Source organism: Serratia silvae, assembly GCF_023282985.1.
In the GTDB taxonomy this organism is placed as follows: Bacteria; Pseudomonadota; Gammaproteobacteria; order Enterobacterales; family Enterobacteriaceae; genus Chania; species Chania silvae.
This window is the reverse complement of record NZ_JAGQDC010000018.1, coordinates 90556-117137: the sequence shown is the minus strand read 5'-3', so window position 1 is coordinate 117137 and position 26582 is coordinate 90556. Positions and strand designations below refer to the sequence as shown.

At 55.4% G+C, this 26582-nt stretch carries 25 protein-coding genes; 14 read left to right on the top strand and 11 right to left on the bottom strand.

The window, feature by feature from the left end:
* A partial coding sequence (locus KAJ71_RS19370; RefSeq protein ID WP_248947171.1) for a response regulator transcription factor occupies window positions 1–561 on the top strand: 561 nt, incomplete at its 5' end.
* 317 nt (window positions 562–878) lie between these two features.
* Here KAJ71_RS19370 and KAJ71_RS19365 read toward each other — a convergent pair.
* On the bottom strand, window positions 879–1430 hold the full coding sequence (locus KAJ71_RS19365) for a tyrosine-type DNA invertase (protein ID WP_248947170.1): 552 nt from the start codon (window positions 1428–1430) through the stop codon (window positions 879–881).
* A gap of 612 nt (window positions 1431–2042) precedes the next feature.
* On the opposite strand from KAJ71_RS19365, the gene KAJ71_RS19360 reads away from it, so the two are divergent.
* Both KAJ71_RS19360 and KAJ71_RS19355 read left to right on the top strand, forming a co-directional pair.
* Window positions 2043–3695 (top strand): multidrug ABC transporter permease/ATP-binding protein, encoded by a 1653-nt coding sequence (locus KAJ71_RS19360; RefSeq protein ID WP_248947169.1) that lies wholly within the window; start codon window positions 2043–2045, stop codon window positions 3693–3695.
* A 223-nt stretch (window positions 3696–3918) separates the two neighbouring features.
* Entirely contained in the window at window positions 3919–4089 is a 171-nt protein-coding gene (locus KAJ71_RS19355; RefSeq protein WP_248947168.1) for a YciX family protein, read from the top strand.
* On the opposite strand, the gene KAJ71_RS19350 is transcribed toward KAJ71_RS19355, so the two are convergent.
* Window positions 4060–5274 (bottom strand): CynX/NimT family MFS transporter, encoded by a 1215-nt coding sequence (locus tag KAJ71_RS19350; RefSeq protein ID WP_248947167.1) that lies wholly within the window; start codon window positions 5272–5274, stop codon window positions 4060–4062. The two genes, KAJ71_RS19355 and KAJ71_RS19350, sit on opposite strands and share 30 nt — an antisense overlap.
* Before the next feature lie 697 nt (window positions 5275–5971).
* Here KAJ71_RS19350 and agaR point away from each other — a divergent pair.
* The 6 genes from agaR to agaF are packed head-to-tail and all read left to right on the top strand — an operon-like array spanning window position 5972 to window position 10652.
* Complete coding sequence (gene agaR / locus KAJ71_RS19345) at window positions 5972–6748, top strand: transcriptional repressor AgaR (RefSeq protein WP_248947166.1); 777 nt, start codon at window positions 5972–5974, stop codon at window positions 6746–6748.
* 20 nt (window positions 6749–6768) lie between these two features.
* Window positions 6769–8052 (top strand): D-tagatose-bisphosphate aldolase, class II, non-catalytic subunit, encoded by a 1284-nt coding sequence (locus KAJ71_RS19340; RefSeq protein ID WP_248947165.1) that lies wholly within the window; start codon window positions 6769–6771, stop codon window positions 8050–8052.
* A gap of 1 nt (window position 8053) precedes the next feature.
* Window positions 8054–8530, top strand: a complete 477-nt coding sequence (gene agaV, locus KAJ71_RS19335; RefSeq protein WP_248947164.1) for a PTS N-acetylgalactosamine transporter subunit IIB — start codon at window positions 8054–8056, stop codon at window positions 8528–8530.
* A gap of 14 nt (window positions 8531–8544) precedes the next feature.
* Window positions 8545–9324, top strand: a complete 780-nt coding sequence (gene agaW, locus KAJ71_RS19330; RefSeq protein ID WP_248947163.1) for a PTS N-acetylgalactosamine transporter subunit IIC — start codon at window positions 8545–8547, stop codon at window positions 9322–9324.
* Window positions 9314–10207, top strand: coding sequence for a PTS system mannose/fructose/sorbose family transporter subunit IID (locus KAJ71_RS19325; RefSeq protein ID WP_248947162.1), 894 nt, complete (start codon window positions 9314–9316; stop codon window positions 10205–10207). The genes agaW and KAJ71_RS19325 overlap by 11 nt, the downstream gene beginning before the upstream one ends.
* 10 nt (window positions 10208–10217) lie before the next feature.
* Window positions 10218–10652 (top strand): PTS galactosamine/N-acetylgalactosamine transporter subunit IIA, encoded by a 435-nt coding sequence (gene agaF, locus KAJ71_RS19320; RefSeq protein WP_248947161.1) that lies wholly within the window; start codon window positions 10218–10220, stop codon window positions 10650–10652.
* Window positions 10653–10716: 64 nt separating this feature from the next.
* Here the strand turns inward: agaF and KAJ71_RS19315 are convergent, their stop codons facing one another.
* From KAJ71_RS19315 to KAJ71_RS19305, 3 genes are all read right to left on the bottom strand, one after another.
* A complete protein-coding gene (locus tag KAJ71_RS19315) occupies window positions 10717–12444 on the bottom strand; it encodes an ABC transporter ATP-binding protein/permease (RefSeq protein ID WP_248947160.1) in 1728 nt (575 codons plus the stop codon).
* 237 nt (window positions 12445–12681) lie between these two features.
* Window positions 12682–13320 (bottom strand): DsbA family protein, encoded by a 639-nt coding sequence (locus KAJ71_RS19310; RefSeq protein WP_248947159.1) that lies wholly within the window; start codon window positions 13318–13320, stop codon window positions 12682–12684.
* A gap of 20 nt (window positions 13321–13340) precedes the next feature.
* Window positions 13341–14225 carry an MBL fold metallo-hydrolase gene (locus KAJ71_RS19305; RefSeq protein WP_248947158.1) on the bottom strand — a complete coding sequence of 295 codons (885 nt, stop codon included), beginning with the start codon at window positions 14223–14225 and terminating at the stop codon, window positions 13341–13343.
* A gap of 109 nt (window positions 14226–14334) precedes the next feature.
* Here KAJ71_RS19305 and KAJ71_RS19300 point away from each other — a divergent pair, with 109 nt between their 5' ends.
* Window positions 14335–15243: a LysR family transcriptional regulator gene (locus KAJ71_RS19300; protein ID WP_248947157.1), complete on the top strand. Its 909-nt coding sequence runs from the start codon at window positions 14335–14337 to the stop codon at window positions 15241–15243.
* Here KAJ71_RS19300 and KAJ71_RS19295 read toward each other — a convergent pair.
* On the bottom strand, window positions 15240–16163 hold the full coding sequence (locus tag KAJ71_RS19295) for a LysR family transcriptional regulator (protein ID WP_248947156.1): 924 nt from the start codon (window positions 16161–16163) through the stop codon (window positions 15240–15242). The genes KAJ71_RS19300 and KAJ71_RS19295 overlap by 4 nt on opposite strands.
* A 122-nt stretch (window positions 16164–16285) precedes the next feature.
* On the opposite strand from KAJ71_RS19295, the gene lysA reads away from it, so the two are divergent.
* Window positions 16286–17542, top strand: a complete 1257-nt coding sequence (gene lysA, locus KAJ71_RS19290) for a diaminopimelate decarboxylase (RefSeq protein WP_248947155.1) — start codon at window positions 16286–16288, stop codon at window positions 17540–17542.
* A 7-nt stretch (window positions 17543–17549) separates the two neighbouring features.
* Here the strand turns inward: lysA and KAJ71_RS19285 are convergent, their stop codons facing one another.
* On the bottom strand, window positions 17550–18560 hold the full coding sequence (locus KAJ71_RS19285) for a LacI family DNA-binding transcriptional regulator (protein WP_248947154.1): 1011 nt from the start codon (window positions 18558–18560) through the stop codon (window positions 17550–17552).
* Between the two features lie 182 nt (window positions 18561–18742).
* Here KAJ71_RS19285 and KAJ71_RS19280 point away from each other — a divergent pair, with 182 nt between their 5' ends.
* Window positions 18743–19198, top strand: coding sequence for a GNAT family N-acetyltransferase (locus tag KAJ71_RS19280; RefSeq protein ID WP_248947153.1), 456 nt, complete (start codon window positions 18743–18745; stop codon window positions 19196–19198).
* On the opposite strand, the gene galR is transcribed toward KAJ71_RS19280, so the two are convergent.
* A complete protein-coding gene (gene galR / locus KAJ71_RS19275; RefSeq protein WP_024485039.1) occupies window positions 19195–20214 on the bottom strand; it encodes an HTH-type transcriptional regulator GalR in 1020 nt (339 codons plus the stop codon). The genes KAJ71_RS19280 and galR overlap by 4 nt on opposite strands.
* 467 nt (window positions 20215–20681) lie before the next feature.
* Here galR and aas point away from each other — a divergent pair, with 467 nt between their 5' ends.
* On the top strand, window positions 20682–22835 hold the full coding sequence (aas, locus tag KAJ71_RS19270; protein ID WP_248947152.1) for a bifunctional acyl-ACP--phospholipid O-acyltransferase/long-chain-fatty-acid--ACP ligase: 2154 nt from the start codon (window positions 20682–20684) through the stop codon (window positions 22833–22835).
* Window positions 22835–24025, top strand: a complete 1191-nt coding sequence (gene lplT / locus KAJ71_RS19265; protein WP_248947151.1) for a lysophospholipid transporter LplT — start codon at window positions 22835–22837, stop codon at window positions 24023–24025. The genes aas and lplT overlap by 1 nt, the downstream gene beginning before the upstream one ends.
* Window positions 24026–24061: 36 nt before the next feature.
* On the opposite strand, the gene KAJ71_RS19260 is transcribed toward lplT, so the two are convergent.
* The 3 genes from KAJ71_RS19260 to mutH all read right to left on the bottom strand — a co-directional run bounded on the left by KAJ71_RS19260 (window position 24062) and on the right by mutH (window position 26442).
* Window positions 24062–25102, bottom strand: coding sequence for an NADP(H)-dependent aldo-keto reductase (locus KAJ71_RS19260; RefSeq protein WP_248947150.1), 1041 nt, complete (start codon window positions 25100–25102; stop codon window positions 24062–24064).
* Window positions 25103–25418: 316 nt separating this feature from the next.
* The gene (locus KAJ71_RS19255) at window positions 25419–25637 is read right to left on the bottom strand and encodes a YgdI/YgdR family lipoprotein (RefSeq protein ID WP_021179865.1); all 219 of its coding nucleotides are present in this window, start codon (window positions 25635–25637) and stop codon (window positions 25419–25421) included.
* A 124-nt stretch (window positions 25638–25761) separates the two neighbouring features.
* Window positions 25762–26442: a DNA mismatch repair endonuclease MutH gene (mutH, locus tag KAJ71_RS19250; RefSeq protein WP_021806136.1), complete on the bottom strand. Its 681-nt coding sequence runs from the start codon at window positions 26440–26442 to the stop codon at window positions 25762–25764.
* Between the last annotated feature and the right edge of the window lie 140 nt (window positions 26443–26582).

The following is a 26582-nucleotide window of genomic DNA, read 5'->3' as shown; positions in this document are numbered from 1 at the left end:
GAGATTATCGCGCAGGAAACCAGCATGGCTGCGGTTGCCGAAAGGTTGCTGTACCAACCCGTCGATATTCTCATCACTGAACTCAATGGCCAGAATGAAAGCATCGTGCAGGGTCGTGAAGTTCTGCTTAATTTGTGTGCACAACAGCCTGAGTTACGGATCATTGTTTACACCCGCAGTCAGACAGGGGAAGACCTGTGCAAGCTGCTTGATGTAGCCAATATCAGCGTGGTATCCCGTGGGGATGAGCTGCCGCTGGTCGGGGAGTTCTTTAGCCGGGTATTTAACGGTGAGCGCGTATTGAGCCCGTTGATCGGGTCTTATCTGGCGCGTAGCGATCCTGATGATGTTTCAAGCCTGCACCATCTGACCCGTTGTGAAAATGATGTGCTGACGTCCCTGTTCAACGGGATGAGCCTGCGGGAAATTGCTGAACTGCAACACCGCAGCATCAAGACCATCAGTGCGCACAAATGTAATGCCATGCGCAAACTACAGGTTAAAAACGACAGTGAGCTGTTCTCACTGAGAAAAAACATTAGCCAGCAGTTTTGCATGTGATTGATGGCAGGGAATCGCTTGTTGCCCCGTTGTGCTGTCATCAGGCATGACGGGGCAAACCGCTGAGCTTGGCGGAACGGTACTCCGATCACCCCGTTACTGAACTGCTATCCACCGATATTCAAAATGGCGATCTCGAAGCTGCAAATTACGGTAGTATCACGATGGTCATGCCGCCAAGCTTGGTTTTCGGTGATAAAGGCATCCCACCAAAATCGTCTATGATATATAACGTAAGAATACTGGCTGTTGCACAGCCCGCCACGCCTGTGAAGTAAAAAATATGGTGCCAGTTTGAATCAGTGGCCTGTCTGGGTTTAAATATGTATTACCCGAAACCGTTCAACATTGCTGGCAGTATAAATAACGGTGTTTTGAATGTTGCGATGGCCCAGGTAATCTTGAATTAGTCTGGTGTCGATCCCTCTATCAGCCAGAGCATAGCCGCAAGAGTGGCGCAGCATATGGGGGTGCACCTGTACGTCGATGCCTGCTAATTCGCCGTAGGACTTTATTAAGCGGTAAAGTTGTTGGCGTGAAATCTGCCCGCCGTGGCGAGAAAGAAACAGCCATGGGCTGTCAGGTTCCAGGTAGCCTGGGCGTTTTGCAAGCCAGTGGCCCAGCGCGATTCGCTCACGGATTTGTATAGGGTGCTGGACAGAAAAACCGTTCTTTAGGCGGGATACGTGTAAACGGTTGGTGGCCAGGTCAATATCTTCCAGCCGTAGTCCCCGTAGTTCGCTGACGCGTAATCCATGAATAAAGCACATCAACAGCATACAGCGATCACGGCAACCATTGGTGCCGTCCGGGATGGCGGAGATCATTCTCTCAATTTCAATATGACTGAGATATTTGCGTTTTTTCATTCTCTTATCCCTAAGTTACATAAAGCAAATATGATTGGTGATTCATTCATTTAAACATTGAATACCATTGTCAGCAAACAAAATAGCAGGGTTGTTGCGGGAATAATCCTACAGTATTATCTTATTGCTAGGGTTTAAGGGGGGCGGACAGTTATTTATTGAAGAAAAATAACTCACCTGATCACAAAAAACCATGGCTAATGGGTTTAAAGACCGTATGCTTTGAGATGACTTACCCAATCTGACTGGTTGGCTGTTTATCTATAACGGCTTTAATATTCTTTGATTTACCCCTATTTTTGGGACTTTTATTATTGTGTAAATGATATTTTTAACAATGTATGTCATGCCGTTACTTTATTCTCGAACTCCAGGCTTGACCTAAATAACGGTAGTTTGATACTGAGCCACTTAAGCCTGAGTATGCAAGTTAGCCGAATGAAAGCGTGATTCGAGATCGTAGAAGAGGTTCACTGCGTTCTGCATGCACTATTTAGCATTGCCAGGCCAGGGCCTGCATCTAGTCACCAAACAAAATGAGAATTGTTATTGATATCACGCATTCGCCCACTACAATGCCCGCCAGTGCATGATTTCTGAATAGGGTTTCTCATGGAGTTGTTACGGGTGGTGTTCCAGCAGTATCGCTGGCCGTTTCTGGCGGTAATGGTGTTAACCATGGTCAGTGCGGCGTTGGGGATTGGCATCATTGCATTTATTAACGTGCAACTGATGGGCGCGGCGGGCAATCCGCTAGTGGTGTTGCCGCAGTTTCTTGGCCTGTTGGCCCTGTTGATGGCGGTAACGCTCGGCTCTCAGTTGGCGTTGACCACTTTGGGGCACTATTTTGTTTACCGGCTGCGTAGTCAACTGGTGAAGCGCATATTGGATACCCATATTGAACGGTTGGAGCAGTTGGGCAGTGCCTCACTGCTGGCTAGCCTGTCGAGCGATATCCGCAATATCACCATTGCTTTCGTCCGCCTACCGGAGTTGGTTCAGGGGGTGATCCTGACCCTGGGATCGGCTGCCTATCTGGGCTGGCTGTCGCCTGCCATGCTGGGCGTGACCGCGATATGGGTGACGGTAACTATTCTGGGGAGTTGGTATCTGGTCTCGCGGGTTTATAGCCACCTGAGCAGCGTGCGCGAAGCGGAAGAGCGCCTCTATCTGCATTATCAAGCGGCGATCGACGGGCGCAAAGAACTGGCTCTGAACCGTGATCGGGCAAAAATGCTGTTCCAGCAGGCTTACCAGCCTGATGCCAGTGACTACCGTTACCATATTATCCGTGCAGATACCTTCCACCTTAGTGCTGTGAACTGGTCGAATATCATGATGCTGGGCGCTATCGGCCTAGTGTTCTATATGGCAAACAGCTTGGGCTGGGCGAACACCACGGTGGCGGCGACCTATTCCCTGACCTTACTGTTCCTGCGTACTCCCTTATTGCAGGCGGTGGGAGCATTCCCGACGCTGATCGCGGCCGAAGTGGCCTTCAATAAGGTGAAGGCGCTCAAACTGGCGGACTATGATCCGGCATTTCCGCCTATACAGGCTCGCGCGTGGCAAACGCTGGAGCTGCGCGACGTGGCATTCCACTATGCGGCGGGTGAACAGCAAGCTGGATTTGCGGTTGGGCCAATCAATTTGACGTTACGGCGGGGCGAGCTGGTGTTCCTGATTGGCGGCAACGGTAGTGGTAAATCGACGCTAGCCATGCTGCTAACTGGGCTGTATGTGCCTGTTAATGGGCAAATCCTGCTGGATGGCCAACCAATTACGGTTGCCGATCGTGAAGATTATCGTCGCCTATTCTCTGCCATCTTCACGGATTTCCACCAGTTTCACCACCTTTTGGGGCCGCAAGGGGAACAACCGGACGCCGAACTGGTGGAAACCTGGTTGCAGCGCCTGAAAATGAAAAGCAAATTAGAGTTTGACGGTACACGCATCACCAATCCGCAACTTTCACAAGGGCAGCGCAAGCGCCTGGCCCTGTTGCTGGCGGTGGCTGAAAAGCGGGATATCTTACTGTTGGATGAATGGGCGGCGGATCAGGATCCCCAGTTCCGCCGTACTTTCTACCGTGAGTTACTGCCTCAATTGCGCGAAATGGGAAAAACCGTGTTTGCCATCAGCCATGACGACCATTACTTTGAGCATGCAGATCGCCTGCTGCAAATGCGAGATGGGCATCTGAGCGAACTGATTGGGGATGAGCGCGATGAGGCGAGCCGGGACTCCGTTAGCCAGCTTGATTGAATTGCTGAGCTTGTCGGGGCGCACATGTTCGCCCCGACATAGCGAGTCGGTTGAGAATATCTGTCGCCTCATAGGTTTAGGCTAGTTGAGTGATTGTTTATATCGATAATCAAAATCGCCGCCAATGATTTACTCTGTGTCTAGGGGAAAGCGGTACATGGCATTGCGCTCATGGTACAGTTTTCATTTGGAAGCAGGGTAGTTAGGGGGCAGGAACGCGCCGATGGACAGTCAATCACTCATTCCCACCACAGAAGCCCAACGAGCGGAAACGCTGAGATATCCGCCATCTTGGCAACTCAATGAGCGGCAACAGCGCTTTATCGAAGATCTTTGGCTGCCGGAAGATCATGTTGTGCCCGGCTCAGCCGATAATCTTGCGACGCCCGGCTAAGATGCCGAACAGCATCTGCAGCAGCGTTAACCCTAGCAAGATCGCCAACGGCACCGTCCAGCCTTGCGTCAAATCATGCACCAGGCCAAACAAGGTCGGGCCCAGCGCGGCCAGCAGATAACCGATGGATTGCGCCATCCCGGAAAGCACCGTCGCCTGATGATGGTGCTGGCTGCGCAGACCAAAGAATGACAGCGCCAGCACCAACGAACTTCCCGCTCCCAGTCCGGCAAATATCAGCCAGATAAGAGAGTGGGCAGGCAGTAATAGCAATCCGCCGACGCCAATAAAGATCAATAGCGAACTGACTAGTGCGATCCCCCGTTGGTCGCGTGCGCGTGGCAGTGCAAACACCATGACGAAGTTAGCAGCGATCGCCACGATCTGATAAACAAACAGCTCGAACCCTGCCTGCTGCGGTGAGGTACCGTGGCTGGCGGCAAAGGCGCTGAACCAACCGATAATAGTGTAGAAGGTGATGGATTGCAGCCCCATGAACAAGGCCACCTGCCAGCCCAGAGCGCTGCTCCAGGGGGAGCGAAAGGTCTCTGCGGCCACTGGTGTGCCGGTTCGGGTTACCGGGGTGGGCTTGCGCTTCAGTTGGGGTAGCCAGATCGCTAGTGCGATAAACGCCGGTAGGCTCCAGCACAGCAACGAAAAACGCCAGCCGTTATCGTTGAATGCCGCTAACGGCACCGCCATCCCTGAGGCGATAGCGGCCACCAGTGACATTACGGCTGCATAGGTACTGATCATCACCGCTGCCCGGTGAGGAAAATCGCGTTTTACCAGCGTTGGCAATACCACGTTGGCAAAGGCGATGGCAGCGCCGATCAACACCGTCCCCAACCACAGCATGCCATTCCACGCTTGCGAGCGCAGCACGATCCCGGCGACCAACAGCATCAGCGCCAGCCCAAGAGTGCGTTCGATCCCGATACGCTTGGCCAGCGCGGGAGTTAATGGCGATAACACCGCAAACAGGATCAGCGGCAGGGAGTTGAGTAACCCGGCGGCGGTGGCAGAAAGCATCAGTTGGCGCTGGATCTGTTCCAGTAACGGGCCTACGCTGGTTAAAGGGGCACGCAGGTTTGCGGCCACCAGCATGATGCCGGTCAGCAATAAGAAACGCGTCAAACGACTACGTTTAACAACACAATTAGCGGATGGTTCGGGCTGGGGCATGAGATCCTCACATCAGGCATGCAGCCAATCATTACTGCATGACGAGATGCGTTGATTGACGTTAACGCTTACGTACTGACAGGACTACCAGTATTTGTGTGCCAGTCTAGGAAAGATTGGCCGCTCTGACAAGAGGTTAAGGAAAACGCGATCGGCACTCGTCGGGTGACCCTGATCAAAACCAGGCCAACTAGTGCTGGCAGCCATGCCCATCATAACGGATAGTAACGGTAGTAAACTTATTATGAGGAATCGCTATGTCTTCTTTCTACAGCCCCCGCCGCATTGTGCTTTACACCGTTGCCGTGATCGTGATTTTAGTGATTGTCGGTCTGGTGACACACCTGGGCGTCGGTTGGCTTAACTGAACCAATTAACGGTTTTGTGATATTGATCACCTAAGGAAAGAAAAGCCTTTTCACTCCTGCCTGCCAACGCCGCTTTCATTGTGCCGTTTTTCACATACTCTTAACCTGCCGCCCTATCGGCCTGCGCCAGGTTTCACTTTTCTCGCGCCCGCCGAGAAAAAAGTTTCATTTCATTTCGATCTGAAAGCGTTTTACCCCCATTTGCTGCTAAAACTGCCCTGTAACCCCGATCACAATTTCATTACTTTCGCTTTGTTGTAATACCGCGGCAGTAGAAGCGAAAGCCATCATCTCCCGGCTCAAACCGGAAACCTGAGGACCTATTGCTCATGCCAGTGAACACCGCTAAACGACGTGAACACATCATCGATCTGCTCTGCGAGCACGGTAGCGTGCGGGTGGAACAGCTCAGTAAACAGTTTGCCGTTTCCACGGTGACGATCCGCAACGATCTGCGCTTTCTGGAACGCAAAGGCTGTGCGCTGCGAGCTTATGGTGGGGCCATGCTCAACCAGCAGTTTGCTTTCGACCGTCCGTTACACGACAAAGGACGTTTGAACCGTGATGTGAAATCGCAGATTGCCTGCCGAGCGGCAAGCTATGTGCAGGACGGCGATGCGCTGATCCTGGACTCCGGTTCCACCACGGCCCAGATCGTACCCTGGTTGAAACCGCGCCGCGATCTGGTGGTGATGACCAATGCGCTGAACATTGCCTATGAGCTTTCAGGTTACGACGGGGTGGAGGTGATGGTGTTGGGGGGAAGCGTCCGGCAGAACTCCTACTCGCTCTATGGCCCGGCTGCCGAGCAGCAATTGCGCCAGTACCGCTTCGACAAACTATTTCTGGGCGTTGACGGTTTCGACCTGGTTGCGGGGATCACTACGCCTCACCCCGGTGAGGCACACCTCAATCGTGTGATGTGCGAGGTGGCGCGCGACATTATCGCGGTAGCAGATGCCAGCAAGTTTGGTCGCAAGAGCTTTTGCATGATCCGCGAGGTCGGGCAAATTCATCGGCTGATCACAGATAGCCGTCTTCCACAAGATTATCAGCAGGCGCTCAGCGATTTAGGCGTAGATGTGGTGATAGCCGATCGCGAGTAGGGTGCCATCATGGGGGATTCATGCAGCAGTGGTTACAACTGGTAGCACAGCACAAGGCCGGCCAGCCTGTGGGGATATTTTCCGTTTGCTCCGCGCATCCTTGGGTATTGCAGGCCGCCTTGCGGCAGGCAAAGGCACGCGGCACACCGGTATTGATCGAGGCAACGTCAAACCAGGTTAACCAGTTTGGCGGCTACACCGGCCAGACCGCCACACAGTTTCGTGATGTGCTGTGGCAGATGGCGGATGACATCGGGTTGTCGAGGAGCGCTATTTGGCTGGGGGGCGATCATCTTGGCCCCAACGCCTGGCAAGATCGCCCGGCACAAGAGGCGATGGCACTATCAGAAACCCTGATTGACGACTATGTGCGCGCCGGATTTCGCAAGATCCACCTCGATTGCTCCATGTCCTGCGCTGACGATCCCACCCCGTTGGGAGATGACGTGGTGGCACAGCGTGCGGCACGCCTGTGTGCGGTAGCAGAACGGGCCTGGCAGCAAGCGGGTGGTGAAGCTCCGGTATATGTGATCGGAACCGAAGTACCGGTACCGGGCGGCGCGCAGGAAACGCTGCAAGGTATCCAGGTGACTACGCCACAGGCTGTCTCTGTCACGTTAGAGGCGCACCGTCATGCCTGGCAGCAGGCAGAGCTGGGCAGCGCCTGGTCACGAGTCATCGCCCTGGTGGTGCAGCCCGGCGTCGAGTTCGATCATCATAGCGTCGAGCATTACCAACCGCAGGCGGCGCAGGCGTTGAGCCGCTTTATCGAACGCCAACCGGGGCTGCTGTATGAGGCCCATTCGACCGATTACCAGGCACAGAAGGCTTATTCACAGCTGGTGCGCGACCATTTCGCCATTCTGAAAGTTGGCCCGGCGCTCACCTTTGCGCTGCGTGAGGCGCTGTTTGCCCTCGATCGTATCGAACGTGAATGGTTGGGGGAGCATCGTTCGGCCCAGCTGTGCGCCACGCTTGAACAGGTGATGCGCGAACAGCCGCAGCAGTGGAGCCGCTATTATCACGGCAGCCCGCATCAACAGTATCTGGATCGGCATTACAGCCTGAGCGATCGCGTGCGCTATTACTGGCCGCAGCCACAGGTCCAGAATGCCGTGGATGCACTGATGGACAACCTACGGCGTAACCCAATCCCGCTGGCCTTACTCAGCCAGTATTTACCCGATCAGGCGCGGGCCTTGAATGCCGGTGAGCTGAGCCAGGATCCGCAAGATTGGGTGATCCACAAAATTACCCAGGTGCTCGACGGCTACCACTCAGCCTGTTACCCGGAGGTGCGCTGATATGCCCAATATTCTGATGACCCGTATCGATAACCGCCTGGTGCATGGTCAGGTCGGGGTGACCTGGACCAATACGCTGGGTGCCAATCTGGTGCTGGTGGCTAATGATGATGCCGCCGCCGATCCGGTACAGCAAAACCTGATGGACATGGTGGTGGCTGAAGGCGTGCAGACTCGGTATTTCACTCTGCAAAAAACCATCGACGTGATCCATAAGGCGGCGGATCGGCAAAAGATTTTTCTGGTGTGCAAAACGCCGCAGGACGTATTGAAGCTGGTACAGGGCGGGGTGCCCATCACCTTTGTCAACGTCGGCAATATGCACTTCGCCGCAGGGAAACGGCAAATCCACAAGACGGTCTCGGTAGATGACGATGATATTGCCGCCTTTCGTGGGCTGGCGGCATTGGGCGTAGCCTGCGAGGTGCGCCGGGTGCCGGATGAAGCCGGTGAAGCGATAGGCAAACTGCTCGCTTGAGCGCAGGGGGAAGCATGTTAACTGACGCGTTATTGATTGCATTGCTGGCGGGGTTGGCCGGGGTCGATTTGTTCGACGGCCTGACCCACTTCCACCGCCCGGTAGTGATGGGGCCGCTGGTTGGCCTGATCCTGGGGGATGTCACCACTGGCTTGCTGGTGGGTGGGACGCTGGAGCTGGTGTGGATGGGCATGGTGCCATTGGCCGGTGCACAGCCGCCTAACGTGGTTATCGGTGGGGTGGTCGGCACGGCGTTTGCCATCCTCACCAAGGCCGATCCCAAGGTGGCTATTGGCGTGGCGGTGCCGTTTGCCATTGCGGTTCAGGGCTGCATCACGCTGCTGTTCACCGCGTTTTCACCCATGATGCACCGCTGTGATCGCATGGTACAGGAACTGAACTGGCGCGGCGTTGAACGGGTGAACTATCTCGGCATTAGCATCCTGTTTGTTTTCTACTTTGTAGTGGCGTTTTTACCCATTTACTTCGGTGCCGATGCGGCCAGCGCCATGGTGCAGAAAGCGCCGACCTGGCTGCTGGATGGGCTGGCGGTGGCGGGCGGCATGATGCCGGCAATCGGCTTCTCACTGCTGATGAAAGTGATGATGAAGAAAACCTACGTGGCGTATTTCATCCTCGGCTTTATTTCGGTGACTTTCCTGAAGCTGCCGATCCTGGCGGTGGCGCTGGGGGCATTGGCGCTCGCGCTGATCGATTTCTTTAACAGTCAACGGGCCGATGCGGACGTGACCAGAAAGCCTGTTCAACCGGAGGACGCCGAAGATGGCATTTAATGATTCTGACGATCTGCTGGCGCAAAAAGCAGCAAAACGCCTGGAGCAGGCATTGGCCACCAGCCAGGTAGAGCAGGATGACTATGTTGATAGCCAGCCAGCAGAAGCTCTGACGCGCAGTGATATCAACCGCATGGCCTGGCGCTCGCTGTTGTTGCAGGCATCGTTCAACTATGAACGTATGCAGGCCGGTGGTTGGCTGTATACCCTGATCCCTGGCTTGCGCAAGATCCACCGCAATCCTCAGGATCTGGCGAATTCGATGAAGATGCATATGGAGTTTATTAACGTGCATCCCTTCGACGTCACCTTCCTTTCGGGGTTGGTATTGGCGATGGAGCAAAACAAGGAAAAAGTCTCCACCATTCGAGCGGTGAAAGTAGCGTTAATGGGGCCGTTGGGAGGCATTGGTGATGCGCTGTTCTGGTTGACGCTGTTGCCGATCTGTGCGGGCATCGGGGCCTCTCTGGCGCTTGAAGGCAGCCTGTTTGGGCCGATAGTGTTCCTGCTGTTGTTCAACGTGTTCCACTTCGGGCTGCGCTTTGGGCTGGCACACTACGGCTATCAGGCGGGCACCAGTGCGCTGACGCTATTGAAAACCCATACCAAACGAATATCCCATGCGGCGTCGATCGTGGGCATGACGGTCATCGGTGCGCTGGTGGCCTCTTATGTACACCTTTCTACGCCGCTGATCATGCATGCCGGTAAAGCCACCGTGGCGTTGCAGACGGACGTTCTCGATAAGTTGATGCCCAACCTGTTGCCGCTGTGTTTCACGCTGCTGGTGTTCTTCCTGATGAAGCGCGGTTTCTCACCGGTGAAACTGATCGGTGTGACGGTGGTGATCGGCGTAGTGGGTAAATTTATCGGTTTGCTGTGAGGAAGAGAACATGCCAGGAATTGTCATTACCGGCCACGGCGGTTTCGCCAGCGGCCTGCTACAGGCGGTAGAACAGGTGGTAGGGGAGCAACCTGCCTGTATCGCGGTGGACTTCCCTGTCCATATGGGAACGGCGGAGCTGAAAGTGGCGTTAAGTGCCGCACTGCAAGCGGTGGCGCAGCCAGACGGCGTGGTATTTCTTACCGATATGCTGGGGGGATCGCCATTTCGGAGCGCATGTGAGTTGGCTGATGTGCATGGCAACTGTGAGGTGTTGACCGGGGTGAATATGCAGTTGGCTGCCGAAATGATGCTGGAGCGCGAAGGGTTGAGCCTGACCGAGTTCCGTGACATGGCGTTGGCCTGCGGCAAACGCGGCTTGACTAGCCTGTGGCACGAACGGCGTAAGGTGAAATGCGCCAACGCCGAGGCGGATGGGATTTAATCATGTGCCTTCTCACACCAACCCTTTGGAAGGGTTGGTGTGAGAGGAGCCATTGAGGCTAACTCTATATCGGCAACGGGCTAAGCGCCATCTGGGCCGGGCCATTTTCGTCACGGCTGAAACGCCAGCAGGTCTGATGATATTTCGCCACGCTGTTGCGGTGTGCCACGCTGACCAGCGTGACCTCCGGCAGTTCGTCAACCAGCAGGTAATACATCAATTGCTCGGTTTCATCATCCAACGCGCTGGTGGCCTCATCCAGGAACAGCACGTCCGGGCGGGTAAGGATCGCACGGGCAAATGCCAACCGTTGCTGCTCACCCGGTGAAAGGCGATGACTCCAGTTGGCGCTGGTATCCAGCCAGCGTTGCAGGTGTTTCAGCCGACAGTTTTCCAGAACCTTCAACAATTGCTCATCGCTGTAGCCTTTATTCTGATGCGGATAGCTCAGCGCTTCACGTAGCGTACCGATTGGGATATAGCTGCGCTGCGGCAGGAATAGCGTGGTGAGGTGGTTATCCAGCCTGATTTCACCAGAGCCGTAAGGCCAGATCCCGGCAATGGCCCGCAACAGCGTGGATTTACCACAGCCTGAAGGGCCAACGACCAACACACGTTCACCGCGTTTAAGCGTCATGGTTGCTGCCTTTAACAGCGGCTGTCCATCGGGCAGCGTCAGGCCAACATCGCGCAGCATCAGCGGTAAGTGGTCTTCCTGTTGCAGGCTGATACCGCGGATCTGGTTATGCACCTCGTCCACTGCCGCGTTAAAGCCAGCCAGACGGTTAACGCAGGCTTTCCAGGTGGCCAGATCGGTAAACGCGTCGATAAACCACGACAGCGCCCCTTGCACCTGGCCGAACGCGGAGGAGATCTGCATCAGCCCGCCCATCTGGATCGCACCGGAGAAATAGCGCGGTGCCGCCACCAGCAGCGGAAAGATAATGGCAAATTGGCTGTAGAAGTTACTGGCGATATTCAGCCGCCGGGTGATACGCATGATCGACCACCAGTTGCTGCGGATGGCCTCAAAGCGGTTACTTAGCTGCTGTTTCTCTCGCGGTTCACCGTGATATAGCGCAATGGCGTCGTTATTTTCACGGATACGGATCAGCCCGAAACGGAAGTTCGCCTCATAGCGCTCCTGATTAAAGCCGAGCCTAACCAGCGGCTTGCCGACCCACCAGATCAGCAAGGATCCCAGTACCGCGTACAACAGGGCAAACCACACCATATAGCCGGGCAGGGTAATGGCATGTTGGGCGATCACGAAGGTCATCGGCCCGCTGATATGCCAGAGAATGGTAATAAACGAACAAAGCGTCACCAGGCTGGAGAGCAGGCCGAGCGACAAAGATAAGGTGTACTGGGTCAGAACGTTGAGATCGTCAGAGATACGCTGATCGGGGTTATCGATAATCTGCTGTTGCTCGGTATGGTAATAGGCCTGGTGCGCCAGCCACTTACCCATAAACCTTTCCGTCATCCAGCGTCGCCAACGCATCTGTAGGCCTTGGGTCAGGTAGATCTTGTAGACCGCCAGCACGATGAAAGCCAACGCCAGATAGGTAAAGCGCCACAGCTGTGTTTTGAACACCGGGTAGTTTTTATTTTGTAGGGCATCGTAGAACACCTGGTTCCACTGGTTGATTAGCACGCTGATATAGACCAGCCCCAGGGATAGGCCCACGATGGCGATCAGCATTGCCCAGGCGCGCCATTTTTCTTCTGAAACCCAAAAGGGTTTGATCAACTGCCAGACGGCTCGTTTTTGTGTGGTGCTCGTGTTCATAAAAATCCAGAAGACATCGTTTTCTTCTAGCATGGGCATGAGGCTGGTAACAAACAAACCGCCACATGTAAGCAGTTTTGACGTGGCTCATTATTTGCAATACAGCGGAAATAAAACGAGCGCTAGTAACGTTGAGTAGCGTAAGGCGAGGGCGTCTTTGGCACGGCGGCAAATCACAACACAAAATGAAATTGTTACAACTACGTTCGGGGCGAACATGTGCTCGCCCCGACAGATTCATTTCACGGCATCTTTCAACAACGCCTTCCAGCCTTCAACATTCCCCAAATACTCCTGCACGGGGATCTGGGATAGCCGCCCTTGATTATCCTCCAGGGCAAAGGTTGGGAAGCCGTGCCCACGGACTTTGGCGAGCAGTGCGCGGCTGTCGGCAATATGCTGTGCCGTGGGCGCGCCGCTGTTAAAGCGCATCTCGGCAACAAAGGCAGCAGGATCAAGGCCCAATTCTTTCGCCAGCGCTTCCAACACCGGCGCATCGGCAATACGTTGCCCTTCCCGGTAGTGGGCTTCCTGAATGCGGTGCAGCATATCCAGACCCCGTCCGGCGAGTTGTTCAGCGGCCAGGATCGCGATGATCGGTGGCTCAGAATCCATCACCGCCGTGGTGTCACGCAGCAGCCCGTTGAAGTAGCCGTCGCCGAAGGGTTGGCCGGTCAGCTCGGCAATCCGCTTATCATGCGGCATCACGTAATTGCGCCATTGCTCGTTGATGGTTCGGCGGGCATTGCCCGTCATCATGCCACCGGCGTGCAGGGCAACGGTCAGGCCTGGAATAGCCTGCGCGGTCTTGGCCAGCGGTGCCGCACCGTAGCACCAGCCGCACAGCGGATCGAAAATATAATGCAAAGTGGTCATGGATCGGTTCTCCGGGCGCACTATTGCGGCCACTTCATCTCGCCTTTCAGCACCTTGGCGCTCAGCTCCAGGCTGGAACCATCTTGCAGTTTTGGATAGTGCTGCTGCATCGCCGCGATCAGTTCAGCGGAGTTCTTGGTTTTTGGCAACTCGCTTTCCAGCGTGGTCAGGTAATTGTGGGTAAAGGTCACTGACTCCAGCGTTTGTGCCGCACCTGGCAGGAAGTGCCCTGGAACCACCACCTGCGGTTTCAGCGCCTTGATGCTTTCCAGCGTTTGCTGCCAATGGGCACGTGACTCGACAGTCTGATTATCCGCAATCCACGGATGAATATTGTCACCGGCTACCGGCACACCACCCACCACGGCTTTCAACGATGGGATCCACACAAAGGTGCGATCTGGCGTTGGGCCATTGAGGCCTTTCACTTCGACCTGCTGGCCATCAATGCTAAAGCTGCTGCCCTGCAACGGCTGCGGCACGATCACGGTCTGCGGCGCATTCTCCTTCAGGATCGGCCCCCAATAGGCGAGTTTACCTGCCTGGGTTGCATTGATTGCTTTGATCGTTTCTGGTGAGGCAATGATTTTAGCCTGCGGGAAAGCGGCTTTGATCACGTCCAGGCCGAAATAGAAATCTGGATCCGAATGGCTGATATAGACCGTGGTCAGCTTTTTACCGGTGGCCTTGATCTTTTTCACCAGCTCCTGCGCGTCGTTACGCTGGAATTGGGCATCGATCAGCGCCACTTCGTGTGGGCCGCTGACAATCTCGGAAGAGACCGGGAAAACGCTCTTTTCGCCTGGGTTGTACACTTCCAGGGTCAGTGTGTTAGCTGCATTAGCGAAGGTGCTGAATGAAACTAAGCCGGTTACGGCCAGGGTCAGTAATGATTTCTTAAACATGTGCAGGTGCCTTTTGGGTGTTTGTTATCGTTGGTCAGATGATAGGTTGCATAGAACGGGAGAAAAACCGGATAATAAGCAATTATTCATTGCGTAAATCGAGCGAATCATGGATCGCATTACCGCCGCAGAGGTTTTTGTCACTATCGTCGAACGCGGCAGCATGATTGCGGCAGCGGATACCCTGGCGATGTCGCGGGCTATGGTGACGCGCTATCTGGCGCAGATGGAACAATGGGCCGGGGCGCGGCTGCTGCACCGTACTACGCGTCGGCTCAGCCTGACCGATGCCGGGGAGCGCACCTTGGAACGTTGCCGCCAAATGCTGGCGGTAGCGAAAGATATCGATCTGGTGGAAAACGAGCAGAGTGACGATTTACGTGGCCTGCTGCGCATCACCTGTTCGCAATCGCTTGGCCAAACGGCGCTGGTGGGGGCGGTGGCGCAGTACCTGAAACGTCATCCTCAGGTTGCGGTGGATCTGCAAATGGATAACCGGGCGGTCAATCTGGTGGAGGAGCGTATCGATCTGGCGCTGCGCATCACCAATGAACTGGAGCCTAATCTGATTGCCCGGCCGCTTTCCAACTGTGCTTCGGTGATCTGTGCATCTCCAGCCTATCTGGCCGCTCATGGTACCCCGCGTCACCCGCAAGATTTAGCCCTGCACAACTGCCTGACCTACTCCTACTTTGGTAAAAGCCTGTGGCACTTTGATGAGCAAGGCGTGAAGTCGGCGGTGGCGGTCAGTGGCAACCTCAGTGCCAACGAATCGGTGGTGCTATTGGCAGGAACGCTGCAAGGGGCGGGGATTTCCATGCAGCCTTACTATTCCGCTGCGCCACTGTTGGCAAAGGGGGAGTTGGTGGAACTGTTACCGGGGTATCTGTCGCAGACGATGGGGATCTACGGTATTTACACCTCACGCCGCCAAATGCCCGCCACGTTGCGTACCATGTTGGACTTCCTGGTGGAATGGTTTGCCACCGATCCTGGCTGGCGTGCCACGCTACGCTAGCGTTGGATCACCGAAGCCAGGCGGGCGGGCAACTGTTGTGCCTGCTGTTGCAAGTGCTGCACAAAGGTGGTGACCAGCGCAGAAGAGGGGCGGTGCAGCGGGCGGATCAGGCTCACGGTAAACGGCACCTCAACGCTGAAAGGCCGCACATGGACGCCATTATTGGCGTAATCCAACGCAGTCAGTGGATTGACGACCGAGATGCCCACTCCGGCCTTGACCATCGCACAGACCGAGGCGGCGCTGTGGGTCTCCATCACCATCCGGCGCTCGATACCTTGTTCATGGAACAGCGCATCCAGCAGTTGCCGATAGCTGTCAGTGATCGACAGGCTGATAAAGTTTTCTGCGTTGAAGTCCTGCGGCGTCAGCGTGCTTTTCGCAAGCAAAGGGTGCCCGGCAGGCAGCACACACACTTCATTCATCGTCATCAGGGTCATACGCTCGGTGCCAGCGGGCGTCAGGGTATTCTCCGTCAGGCCCAGATCGTGGCGCTGTGCCGAAAGCCACTCTTCCAGCAACGGTGACTCCTGCGGGATCACGCTGAAGCTCACTTCCGGATAACGATCGACAAAAGGTTTGCACACGGCAGGCAGCAGCGATTGGGAAAACACCGGCAGGCAGGCAATGGAAAGCTGCGCCTGTTGGAATTGCCGGATACCGGCGGCCGCATTCTTGATGCGATCCAGGCCGTAATAAGAGCGCTGCACTTCTTCAAACAGCCGTAAGCCTTGCACCGTCGGGTAAAGACGGCCACGCACACGGTCAAACAGTTGCAGCTGGATCAGCTTCTCGAAGCGGGCAAGTTCGCGGCTGACGGTCGGTTGTGAAGTTTGCAGCAGCGCCGCCGCTTCGGTCAGATTGCCGGTGGTCATCACCGCGTGGAAAATCTCAATCTGGCGCAGGGTAATGGCATACATGGCGAAGCTCCACGGAGAGAGAAAGCCATATCATAAATGAATAGACTATGGCGAAATAGATATTTTTCACACCGGAGCCGCTGCGGCATGATGGTGGAAAATTTGATTATGGGAACCGAACCATGCCACGCGCCTTGAACGATACCTCTACCGCCCTGAACGCCACCAATCTGCTGGCGCTGCCCCAACGCTTTGGTTGCCCGGTCTGGGCCTATGATGCGGCTATCATCAGCCAGCGTATCAGCCAATTGCAGCACTTTGACGTGATCCGTTTTGCCCAGAAAGCCTGCTCGAATATTCATATTCTGCGCCTGATGCGTGAGCAGGGCGTCAAGGTGGATTCGGTGTCGCTGGGGGAAATCGAGCGCGCGTTAAAAGCCGGTTTTGAGCCAGGTGGCGAAGATATCGTGTTTACCGCCGATGTGCTGGATCACGCCACGCTGGCGCGCGTCAGTGAATTGAAAATCCCGGTCAACGCCGGTTCCATCGATATGTTGGAACAGCTTGGCCAGGTGTCTGCCGGGCATCCGGTATGGCTACGCATCAACCCTGGTTTTGGCCACGGCCACAGCCAGAAAACCAATACCGGCGGCGAAAACAGCAAGCACGGTATCTGGTATGCCGATCTGCCGCAGGCGGTCGCCAAGGTGCAGCAATATGGCCTGAAACTGATCGGCCTGCATATGCACATCGGTTCCGGGGTGGATTATCAGCACTTGGAGCGCGTGTGTGATGCCATGGTGCAGCAGGTGATTGCCCTGGGGCTGGATATCACAGCGATTTCCGCCGGTGGCGGCCTTTCTATCCCTTATCAGCAAGGGGAAGAGGCGATCAATACCGAACACTATTACGGCTTGTGGAACCGTGCGCGTGAGCGGGTTGCCGCACATCTGGGCCACCCGGTGAAGTTGGAAATCGAGCCGGGGCGTTTCCTGATGGCCGAAGCTGGCGTGCTGGTGGCGGAAGTGCGTTCAGTGAAACAAATGGGCAGCCGCCACTTTGTCTTGGTAGACGCTGGGTTCAACGATCTGATGCGTCCGGCGATGTATGGCAGCTATCACCATATCTCCCTGTTGCCTGCCGACGGCCGCAATACTGATAACCAACCGCTGCAAGACACCGTGATTGCCGGGCCGTTGTGTGAGTCAGGTGATGTGTTTACCCAGCAAGCGGGTGGCGGTATTGAAACCCGTCCGTTGCCGCAGGTGCGGGTCGGTGATTATTTGGTATTCCATGACACCGGGGCCTATGGCTCGTCGATGTCCTCCAACTACAACAGCCGCCCGCTGCTGCCGGAAGTGCTGTTTGAAAACGGTGAGCCTCGGTTGATCCGTCGCCGCCAGACGATTGAAGAATTGATCGGGCTGGAGCTGCTTTAAGTTGAAATTAACGCGCGTAGGGGCCAGGTACCACGGACTCACGTAGTTTCAACTCCCCGACAAACGGCGTTAGCGGTTGCAGTGCTTCGCCGTTGATCAGACGCAGGGCTTGGGCTATCGCCGCTTCGATCATCGCGTCGATCGGCAGGTAGACGGTGGACAACGCCGGTTGCAGATAGGCGGCGCTTGGCTCATCGTCGAAACCAAACAGCGAAATGTCTTCAGGCAGGCGCTTACCAGCCTGGTACAGGGCCTTCATCGCGCCGATGGCCATATCATCGTTGCTGGCAAACAGCGCGCTGAATGAGTTGCCGCTAGCCAGCAGGGCCTTACAACTGAGGTGTCCGCCGGGTACGCTGCTGTCGCCGTTGTTGATCAGGGCATCATTGAACGCAATCTGGTGGTGTTCCAACGCCTGACGATAACCCGCCAAGCGGGATTGGGCAGTTGGTGTATCGATCGGCCCGGTGATGCAGGCGATCTCACTGTGTCCTTGACGGATCAGATAATCCACTACGTTGAAGGCGGCCTGTTGCTGTTCGAAGAACACGCAGCGTTCACGGGCCTGCGGCAGATCGCGGTTAATCACCATCACCGGAACCGGCAGGTCTTCCAGCAACTCCATCAGGGCGTTTTCGCTCATAAAGCGGGTGTACAGGATAATCGCGTCGCAACGGCGATCCGCCAGCAGCCGTACCGCTTGTAATTCATCTTCTGGCGTGTCGTGGCCGTCGGTGACGATCAGGTGCTTACCGCTGGCCTCGACCAGTTTGGCGGCCTGGCGCAGCAAACGGCCAAAGTAGGGGCCATCAAAATTGGATACTACCAGCCCAATGCTGTTGGAGCTTTTATTGGCCAGCGATTGGGCGAGAAAGTTTGGCCGGTAGCCCAGTTCATCCATTGCCTTAAACACCGCATCACGCGTGCTCTTCTTCACCTGGCCGGTGCCATTTAAAACGCGGGAAACCGTGGCTTTGGACACCCCCGCGCGCATGGAAACATCCAACATGGTGATCATCAATGGCTACCCTCTTTCAACGTCCGCTGCGGTAAATATTGCTGAGTCTAGCATAGGGTTAGATCGGCTCGAACATGTTCGCCCCCTACAAATTCAGCAACCTATGTTGTTAGGGCACCCATGTATTGATTGGCGTACACTGATGGTGCTGGCGTTTAAGGCATTTTTCAGAGGGGATTAGTGTGTTTCGTATCGTGCATCTGGCGGACTACCCGCAGCATCAACAACAGGTTATCGATTGGCAATGGCAGGCGTTTGGCAGTGAAAACAGCCGGGAATTCTTTGCCAGCGTGGTGGCCAGCAGTTTGCGCCATGAAGGTTTGCCGATCACTTTTATCGCCCTGTTGGATGACAAGCCGGTAGGCACTGTGGGGCTGTGGCGCTGTGATTTGATCAGCCGCCAGGATTTAACGCCGTGGCTGGCCGCGCTTTACGTTGAAGAGAGCCAGCGCGGCAGCGGGCTGGGGTTGCAGCTCCAGCAATACGTGCAGGAATACAGCCGCCGGGCCGGGTTCAAGGAGCTATATCTGTATGCCGATTTTAGCGGTTATTACGAACGCCATGGCTGGCAGCACATCGGCGAGGCGCTGGAGTACCCGGATCGCCCCGTGCGCCTATACCACCGCCGGCTAGATTAGTTCTGCTCGAAAGCGTTATTGATGCTGGCGACCGAATGGCGGCGTACCAGCGTCGGGCTGAACATATTGGTGATCTCCGGCAGCGGCTGGTTGTTGGCCAACGCTAATGCCAGCTCAGCCGCCTGCGTTGCCATCGCCACTACTGGGTAGCGGATGGTGGTCAGGCGTGGGCGCAGATAGCGTGAAATCAGCACGTCATCGAAACCAATCAGCGAAATCTGGCCCGGAACATCCACGCTGTTATCACTGAGCACTGAAAGTGCCCCGGCTGCCATCGGATCGTTATAGCAGGTGATGGCGGTAAACTGCTTACCACGGCCCAGTAGCTCGGTCATGGCCTGCTCGCCGCCAATCTCATCCGGCTTGCCGTAGGCAACCAGCTTCTCATCCACCGCAATACCGTGTTCTTCCAATGCATCCAGGTAGCCCTGCAATCGATCGGTAGCATCTGAAATCTGATGGTTGGAGCAGATGAAGGCGATCCGCTGGTGGCCCTGCTGGATCAGATGGCGGGTGGCCAGCCAGGCACCGTAGCGATCGTCAAGCGCAACGCAGCGGGGCTCAAACCCAGGCAGCGTACGGTTGATCAGCACCATGCCTGGGATCTGGCGCATCCAGACGGTTAGCTCATCGTCGGTCAGCTTCTTGGCATGCACCACCAATGCCGCACAGCGATGGCGTACCAGTTGCTCAATGGCTTGGCGCTCTTTTTCGGCATTATGGTAACCGTTACCAATCAGCAGAAAATTATGGGTGGCGTAGGCCACCTGCTCCACGGCTTTTACCATGGCACCAAAGAAGGGATCTGAAACGTCAGAGACAATCAGGCCCAGGGTTTCGGTGGATTGCTGTGCCAGCGCACGGGCATTGGCGTTGGGGTGGTACTGTAATCCCTCCATGGCGGCCAACACGGCGGTACGTGAACTTTCGCTGGCTTTAGGGGAGTTATTTATTACGCGGGATACCGTGGCGACGGAAACACCCGCCAGCCTGGCAACATCCTTAATCGTGGCCATATCTGCAACACTTCCTGGGTAATCGCTTACATCCCTCAGTCTTGCGGAAAAAATCGCGCGCCGCAAGGGCCGGTATTGCTAACTTGTGGTGAGCGTTGCATTTATGGTTTTTAAATTCACCTTTTCGGCCACGCTAATCCATCGTTGACGGGCGCGGCACTGAACCCAACGATCCGGGTCGGTTGAGGTTTTTCAATAGTTTCATAACCATGTCTATCAAAGGTAAAACTACATCGCTGGTTACACTTTGCGCCTGACTGTTGCGATTGGCCGCTGGCGAGAGTTTGGCGTGGCGGGGTAAATTGACTGTCCCAGAGGTATTGATTGGTGAGCAATCGACATACTCTGTATGTTGAAGCCATTTTCAATTGCACCAACCTACGCGGATGCGTAGGTTTTTTTTTGCCTGCCGTATAGTATCCTTCCTCAGACCATTTTTAAGGCCATCAACCCCGAGGGAGAGTGGGATGATATATACCGTGTTACGTGCACTGTTTCGCCTGATGTTTCGTGTTCGTGTCGAAGGCGACGCCAGGCATTTTGAGCAGCAGAAACTGCTGATCACCCCGAATCACGTTTCTTTCATGGATGGCGCGCTGCTGGCGTTATTCTTACCGATTAAACCGGTGTTTGCCGTTTACTCCAGTATTTCCGAACGTTGGTTTATGCGCTGGTTGAAGCCTTATATCGATTTCGTGCCCCTGGATCCCACCAAACCGATGGCCATCAAGCATCTGGTGCGCATGGTTGAGCAGGGCAGGCCAATCGTGGTGTTCCCGGAAGGGCGCATTACGGTGACTGGCTCATTGATGAAGATTTACGATGGGGCGGCATTTATTGCCGCCAAATCTGGTGCCACCATCGTGCCGATACGTATTGATGGCCCGGAGTTCAGCGTGTTTGGCCGTATGGCCGGAGTATTTAAACTCCGCGCCTTCCCACAGACCACCATCAGTATTCTGCCGCCAACCACCTTACCGATGCCGGATGCGCCAAAAGCCAGTCAACGCCGGCAGTTGGCCGGTGACAGGCTGCATCAGATCATGATGCAGGCGCGGATGGATACCCTCAAACCGCAAACCCTGTTCGGTGCGCTGTTGGCCGCACAGTATCGCTATGGCCGCTTCAAGCCCTGCATCGAAGACGTGGGTTTCAAGGAAGACAGCTATCATACGCTGCTCAAAAAATCGCTGGGCGTTAGCCGCATCCTGGAACGCTTTACCGCGCCGAAAGAGCATGTTGGCCTGCTGTTGCCGAATGCGACTATTACCGCTGCCGCCATCTTTGGCGCTTCATTGCGGGGCCGTATTCCGGCCATGCTCAATTACACCGCCGGTGTGAACGGGCTGAAAAGCGCGATGACTGCGGCCACCATTAAAACCATCGTCACCTCACGTCAATTCCTGGAAAAGGGCAAGCTGACGCATCTGCCAGAGCAGGTGCCGGAAGCCAACTGGGTCTATCTGGAAGATTTGAAAGATACCGTCACCCGGGACGATAAGCTGTGGATCCTGCGTCACCTGTTCCAGCCACAAAAGGCAATGGTGCCACAGCAGCCAGAGGATGCAGCGCTGATCCTGTTTACCTCCGGCTCGGAAGGCCATCCGAAGGGCGTAGTGCATTCCCATGCCAGCCTGCTGGCCAACGTGGAGCAGATCCGAACCATTGCGGATTTCACCCCGCGCGATCGCTTTATGTCCTCGCTGCCGCTGTTCCACTCTTTCGGCCTGACTGTCGGGTTGATCACCCCGTTGATGACCGGTAGCCGGGTATTCCTCTACCCAAGCCCGCTGCATTATCGCGTGGTGCCGGAGCTGGTGTATGACCGTAACTGCACCGTGCTGTTTGGTACAGCGACCTTCCTCAACAACTACGCGCGCTTCGCTCATCCTTACGATTTTGCCCGCCTGCGCTACGTGGTGGCCGGGGCCGAGAAGCTGGCAGAAAGCACCAAACAGATTTATCAGGACAAATACGGCATCCGCATTTTAGAAGGCTACGGCGTCACGGAGTGCGCCCCGGTAGTGTCGATCAACGTACCTCTAGCGGCCAAAGTTGGCACTGTAGGCCGCATTATGCCGAAGATGGAAGCACGTTTGATCAAAATGGCCGGGATCGATAACGGCGGCCGTCTGCAATTGAAAGGCCCGAACATCATGAAGGGTTACCTGCGGGTTGAGCGCCCAGGCGAACTGGAAGCTCCGGCAGCCGAGGACGAAAACGGTGTGCTGCAAGCTGGCTGGTACGATACCGGTGATATTGTCAGCTTTGACGAACAGGGTTATTGCACCATTCGTGGCCGCGTGAAACGCTTTGCCAAACTGGCGGGGGAGATGATCTCGCTGGAGAGCGTGGAACAGTTGGCGGTGCGCCTGTCACCAGAAGGGCTACATGCGGCCACGGTGAAAAGTGACAGCAGCAAAGGCGAAGCGCTGGTGTTGTTCACCAACGACGCCAGCATTACCCGTGATAGCTTGCTGCGGGTGGCTCGTGAGCAGGGCACTCCAGAACTGGCGGTGCCACGTGATATTCGCCTGGTGAAGGCGTTGCCGTTACTGGGCAGCGGCAAACCGGATTTCGTTACTTTGCGCCAAATGGCTGAACAGCCGGAGAATGCGTAATGAATGCAACTGATTCCCCATTGCTGTCACGTTCAATGATCGCGGTGATCTGTGCCCAGTTTCTTTCGGCCTTCGGCGATAACGCCTTGCTGTTTGCTACTCTGGCGCTGATCAAACAACAAATGTACCCCGATTGGAGCCAACCGATACTGCAAATGGCCTTCGTTGCCACCTATATCATCCTGGCTCCGTTTGTGGGCCAGATCGCCGACAGCTTCTCCAAAGGGCGGGTGATGATGGTAGCCAACGGTTTGAAGCTGGCCGGTGCACTGGTGATCTGCTTTGGGCTGAACCCGTTCTTGGGCTATACCCTGGTCGGCATAGGTGCTGCGGCTTATTCACCCGCGAAGTACGGCATCCTGGGTGAGATCACCAGTGGCGATAAGTTGGTGAAGGCCAACGGTCTGATGGAAGCTTCCACCATTGCCGCTATCCTGGTGGGTTCGGTAGCCGGTGGCCTGTTGGCAGACTGGCATATTGTGGCCGCACTGGCAGTGTGTGCCGTGGTTTACGGCGCGGCAGTCATCGCCAACCTCTATATCCCGCGCTTGCCTGCTGCTCATAAGGTGGTTTCTTGGCACCCACGCGTCATGGGGAGCACTTTCTTCAATGCCTGCGTGGTGCTGTGGCGCGATGGCCAAACCCGCTTCTCACTGATTGGTACCAGTCTGTTCTGGGGCGCTGGGGTCACTCTGCGCTTCCTGCTGGTGCTGTGGGTGCCGGTGGCGCTGGGCATTAGCGATAACGCCACGCCAACCATGCTCAATGCGATGGTGGCAATAGGTATCGTGGTCGGTGCCGGGGCGGCAGCCCGCTTTGTGACGCTGGAAACGGTTAAGCGCTGTATGCCTGCCGGGATCCTGATCGGGATAGCCGTAGCCTTCTTTGCCGTGCAAACCAGCATGCTGAACGCTTATGGCGTGCTGCTGGTGATTGGTGTGCTGGGTGGTTTCTTTGTGGTGCCGCTGAATGCGCTGTTGCAAGAGCGGGGCAAACGCTCTGTTGGGGCGGGGAACGCCATCGCGGTACAGAACCTGGGTGAAAACACCGCCATGCTGCTGATGCTTGGCCTCTACTCTTTGGTGGTCAAATTAGGCGTGCCGGTGATCGGCGTCGGGATCGGTTTTGGTGTCGTGTTCGGGCTTGCCATTACCGTGCTGTGGATATCTCAATTCCGCTCGAAAGCCTAAAAATATCAGGGCGCTGCTGGCAGCGCCCTGGATTTCTTATGGCGCTGGAATGGTGAAGCGGCTGTGGATCTCTTCCAGGGCCTGCAACACATCCTCGTTCAGTACCACATCAAAACTGTCGATATTCATCTTCAACTGCTCCAGCGTGGTAGCGCCCAGCAAGGTGCTGGCAACGAACGGCTGCTGGCGTACGAATGCCAATGCCATCTGTGAAGGGTCCAGACCGTGCTTTTTCGCCAGCGCTACGTATTCGGCGATCGCCGCCTGGCTTTGGGCTGAAGAGTAGCGGGTAAAGCGGCTGAACAGGGTGTTGCGCGCCCCGGCCGGTTTGGCTCCGTTGAGGTATTTACCCGACAGCGTACCGAAGGCCAGGCTGGAATAGGCTAACAGTTCGATGCCTTCATGTTGGCTGATCTCGGCCAAACCAATCTCAAAGCTGCGGTTTAACAGGCTGTAGGGGTTCTGGATCGATACGATGCGCGGGAGTTCGTGTTTTTCTGCCAGTTGCAGGTAGCGCATCACGCCCCATGGGGTTTCGTTAGAGACGCCGATATAGCGAATTTTGCCGGCACGAACCTGCTCGGTTAACGCTTCCAGGGTTTCCAACAGCGGGATGGTGGCTTTTTCATCGGTGTACTGATAATTGAGCTTGCCGAAACAGTTGGTGGTGCGTTGTGGCCAGTGTAGCTGGTAAAGATCCAGATAATCGGTATTTAACCGTTTCAGGCTGGTGTCCAGGGCTGCGCGGATATTTTTGCGATCCAATGCCTGCTGTGGACGAATGCCAGCGTCATTACCCCGGATCGGCCCGGAGACCTTGCTTGCCAGCACGATTTTGTCGCGGTTGCCGCGCGCCTTGATCCAACTGCCAATGTATTGTTCTGTCAGGCCCTGGGTTTCCGGGCGCGGCGGCACTGGATACATCTCTGCGGTATCAATCAGATTGATGCCAGCGGCTAATGCATAATCCAGCTGTGCGTGGGCATCGGCTTCGCTGTTTTGTTCGCCAAAGGTCATGGTGCCCAGTCCCAGCACGCTCACTTCTAAAGAACTGTGGGGAATACGGTGGTATTGCATTAACGGCCTTCCTTCAATGTTAGCGCTTACGGGCGTGATGCCCGCTAAAACAGAAGCCAGAGATCCAACGGCGTAACACGCCTTACTTGACTATAACTAAGCTAAGAAGATGGTGAAAGAGGATTATACCCGTCGTCTTTCAAGCTGCAGCGTTGTTACCTGCACTATCTCACCCCAGTCACTTACCCAAAAGTAAGCTCCTGGGGATGGGATAGCTTGTCGCCTAGCTGCAGCTTGAAATCCATAGGGTAATTAACTGACTGGCTAAACCCCTGATTGATAATCCGTCAGGGGTCAGGATGATGCGGGGCCGGGATTAACGCTCGATAACTTGCGAGACCTGATCGCCGTTAATCTGGCGCTGGTTGCCTTGCTCGTCCTGATAGCTGATCAGGCCGGTATCCTTATCGATTTTAGGCTTACCCTGCGTGAGGATCATATTGCCGTCTTTGGTGGCCATCACATAGTCGCTGGAACAGCCTGCTAATCCGGCGACCATCATCAGGGCGGAAATAGCCATTACCCACTTTTTCATGCCGAACACCTTATATACCTAGAATAATTGTCTTAATAGAGTAGCAAACTATGCCAAAGATGGTCTTCGGACGTATCCCATCTCTGTAAGGAGAAATGACAGTGAAAACAGGGAAGAGTATGAGTCAAAGCGTAAAGTGCCTGGCCAGTAGCGCCCTGGTAAAGTTTTTCTTTAGATAGAAGCCGCGCGGCAGCGTAAGGATCGGCTGGCCTTGTTCACCTGTGGCTTCGGTCAATGCCTTGTTGTTGGCCGCTTTTGGCCGCAGCTGTAGCACTTCGCCATGGCGGGCGGTGATCCGCTCGACCTGGCCGAGCACGATAAGATCCATCAGTTCTTCCCAATCCCGGCGCAGCATCTCGGTTTCTTCCTGATTGGGTTGCCACAGCAGCGGAGAACCTACGCGGCGCTGTGCCAACGGGATTTGTCGTTCGCCCTCAACCGGGATCCACAGCACGCGTGCCAGTTTGTGGCGTACGTGGCTGCTTTCCCAGGTCACGCCGCTATTGCCTGTAAGTGGAGCTACGCAGACGAAAGTGGTTTCCAGCGGGTTACCGGCGGCGTCGACCGGGATGGTTTTCAGCTCAATGCCCAGCTCAGGGAAATCCTGCTCAGGCTTGCTGCCCGCCATGGCACCCAAATACAACTCCAGCAGCATGCCGACCCAGCCTTTATCCCGCTTGAGATCCTTGGGAATGCTAACCTGTGCGCGAGCTGCCAGTTCGCCAAGGTTAAAGCCAGCCAGCGCCTGGGCACGGGCTAATAATTGCTGCTCGTTTTCTGGCGGCAGCGGGGATAAACACGCCATAAATCAGACCTATGCATTATGGTTAAAAAATGTACCGAATTTACTCACAGCCTTAAAAGGGAAAAGCAGGCTGGGGAAAACAACAATAGTAGCATGATTTTACATGACTTTTTGGCTACCAAATCGCTGTAGAAAGTTTT

Bases quoted from the DNA above. Each gene is read 5' to 3' on its own strand.
- KAJ71_RS19365 (WP_248947170.1), bottom strand. From the start codon at position 1,430: ATGAAAAAACGCAAATATCTCAGTCATATTGAAATTGAGAGAATGATC.
- KAJ71_RS19360 (WP_248947169.1), top strand. From the start codon at position 2,043: ATGGAGTTGTTACGGGTGGTGTTCCAGCAGTATCGCTGGCCGTTTCTG.
- KAJ71_RS19355 (WP_248947168.1), top strand. From the start codon at position 3,919: ATGGACAGTCAATCACTCATTCCCACCACAGAAGCCCAACGAGCGGAA.
- KAJ71_RS19350 (WP_248947167.1), bottom strand. From the start codon at position 5,274: ATGCCCCAGCCCGAACCATCCGCTAATTGTGTTGTTAAACGTAGTCGT.
- agaR (WP_248947166.1), top strand. From the start codon at position 5,972: ATGCCAGTGAACACCGCTAAACGACGTGAACACATCATCGATCTGCTC.
- KAJ71_RS19340 (WP_248947165.1), top strand. From the start codon at position 6,769: ATGCAGCAGTGGTTACAACTGGTAGCACAGCACAAGGCCGGCCAGCCT.
- agaV (WP_248947164.1), top strand. From the start codon at position 8,054: ATGCCCAATATTCTGATGACCCGTATCGATAACCGCCTGGTGCATGGT.
- agaW (WP_248947163.1), top strand. From the start codon at position 8,545: ATGTTAACTGACGCGTTATTGATTGCATTGCTGGCGGGGTTGGCCGGG.
- KAJ71_RS19325 (WP_248947162.1), top strand. From the start codon at position 9,314: ATGGCATTTAATGATTCTGACGATCTGCTGGCGCAAAAAGCAGCAAAA.
- agaF (WP_248947161.1), top strand. From the start codon at position 10,218: ATGCCAGGAATTGTCATTACCGGCCACGGCGGTTTCGCCAGCGGCCTG.
- KAJ71_RS19315 (WP_248947160.1), bottom strand. From the start codon at position 12,444: ATGAACACGAGCACCACACAAAAACGAGCCGTCTGGCAGTTGATCAAA.
- KAJ71_RS19310 (WP_248947159.1), bottom strand. From the start codon at position 13,320: ATGACCACTTTGCATTATATTTTCGATCCGCTGTGCGGCTGGTGCTAC.
- KAJ71_RS19305 (WP_248947158.1), bottom strand. From the start codon at position 14,225: ATGTTTAAGAAATCATTACTGACCCTGGCCGTAACCGGCTTAGTTTCA.
- KAJ71_RS19300 (WP_248947157.1), top strand. From the start codon at position 14,335: ATGGATCGCATTACCGCCGCAGAGGTTTTTGTCACTATCGTCGAACGC.
- KAJ71_RS19295 (WP_248947156.1), bottom strand. From the start codon at position 16,163: ATGTATGCCATTACCCTGCGCCAGATTGAGATTTTCCACGCGGTGATG.
- lysA (WP_248947155.1), top strand. From the start codon at position 16,286: ATGCCACGCGCCTTGAACGATACCTCTACCGCCCTGAACGCCACCAAT.
- KAJ71_RS19285 (WP_248947154.1), bottom strand. From the start codon at position 18,560: ATGATCACCATGTTGGATGTTTCCATGCGCGCGGGGGTGTCCAAAGCC.
- galR (WP_024485039.1), bottom strand. From the start codon at position 20,214: ATGGCCACGATTAAGGATGTTGCCAGGCTGGCGGGTGTTTCCGTCGCC.
- aas (WP_248947152.1), top strand. From the start codon at position 20,682: ATGATATATACCGTGTTACGTGCACTGTTTCGCCTGATGTTTCGTGTT.
- lplT (WP_248947151.1), top strand. From the start codon at position 22,835: ATGAATGCAACTGATTCCCCATTGCTGTCACGTTCAATGATCGCGGTG.
- KAJ71_RS19260 (WP_248947150.1), bottom strand. From the start codon at position 25,102: ATGCAATACCACCGTATTCCCCACAGTTCTTTAGAAGTGAGCGTGCTG.
- KAJ71_RS19255 (WP_021179865.1), bottom strand. From the start codon at position 25,637: ATGAAAAAGTGGGTAATGGCTATTTCCGCCCTGATGATGGTCGCCGGA.
- mutH (WP_021806136.1), bottom strand. From the start codon at position 26,442: ATGGCGTGTTTATCCCCGCTGCCGCCAGAAAACGAGCAGCAATTATTA.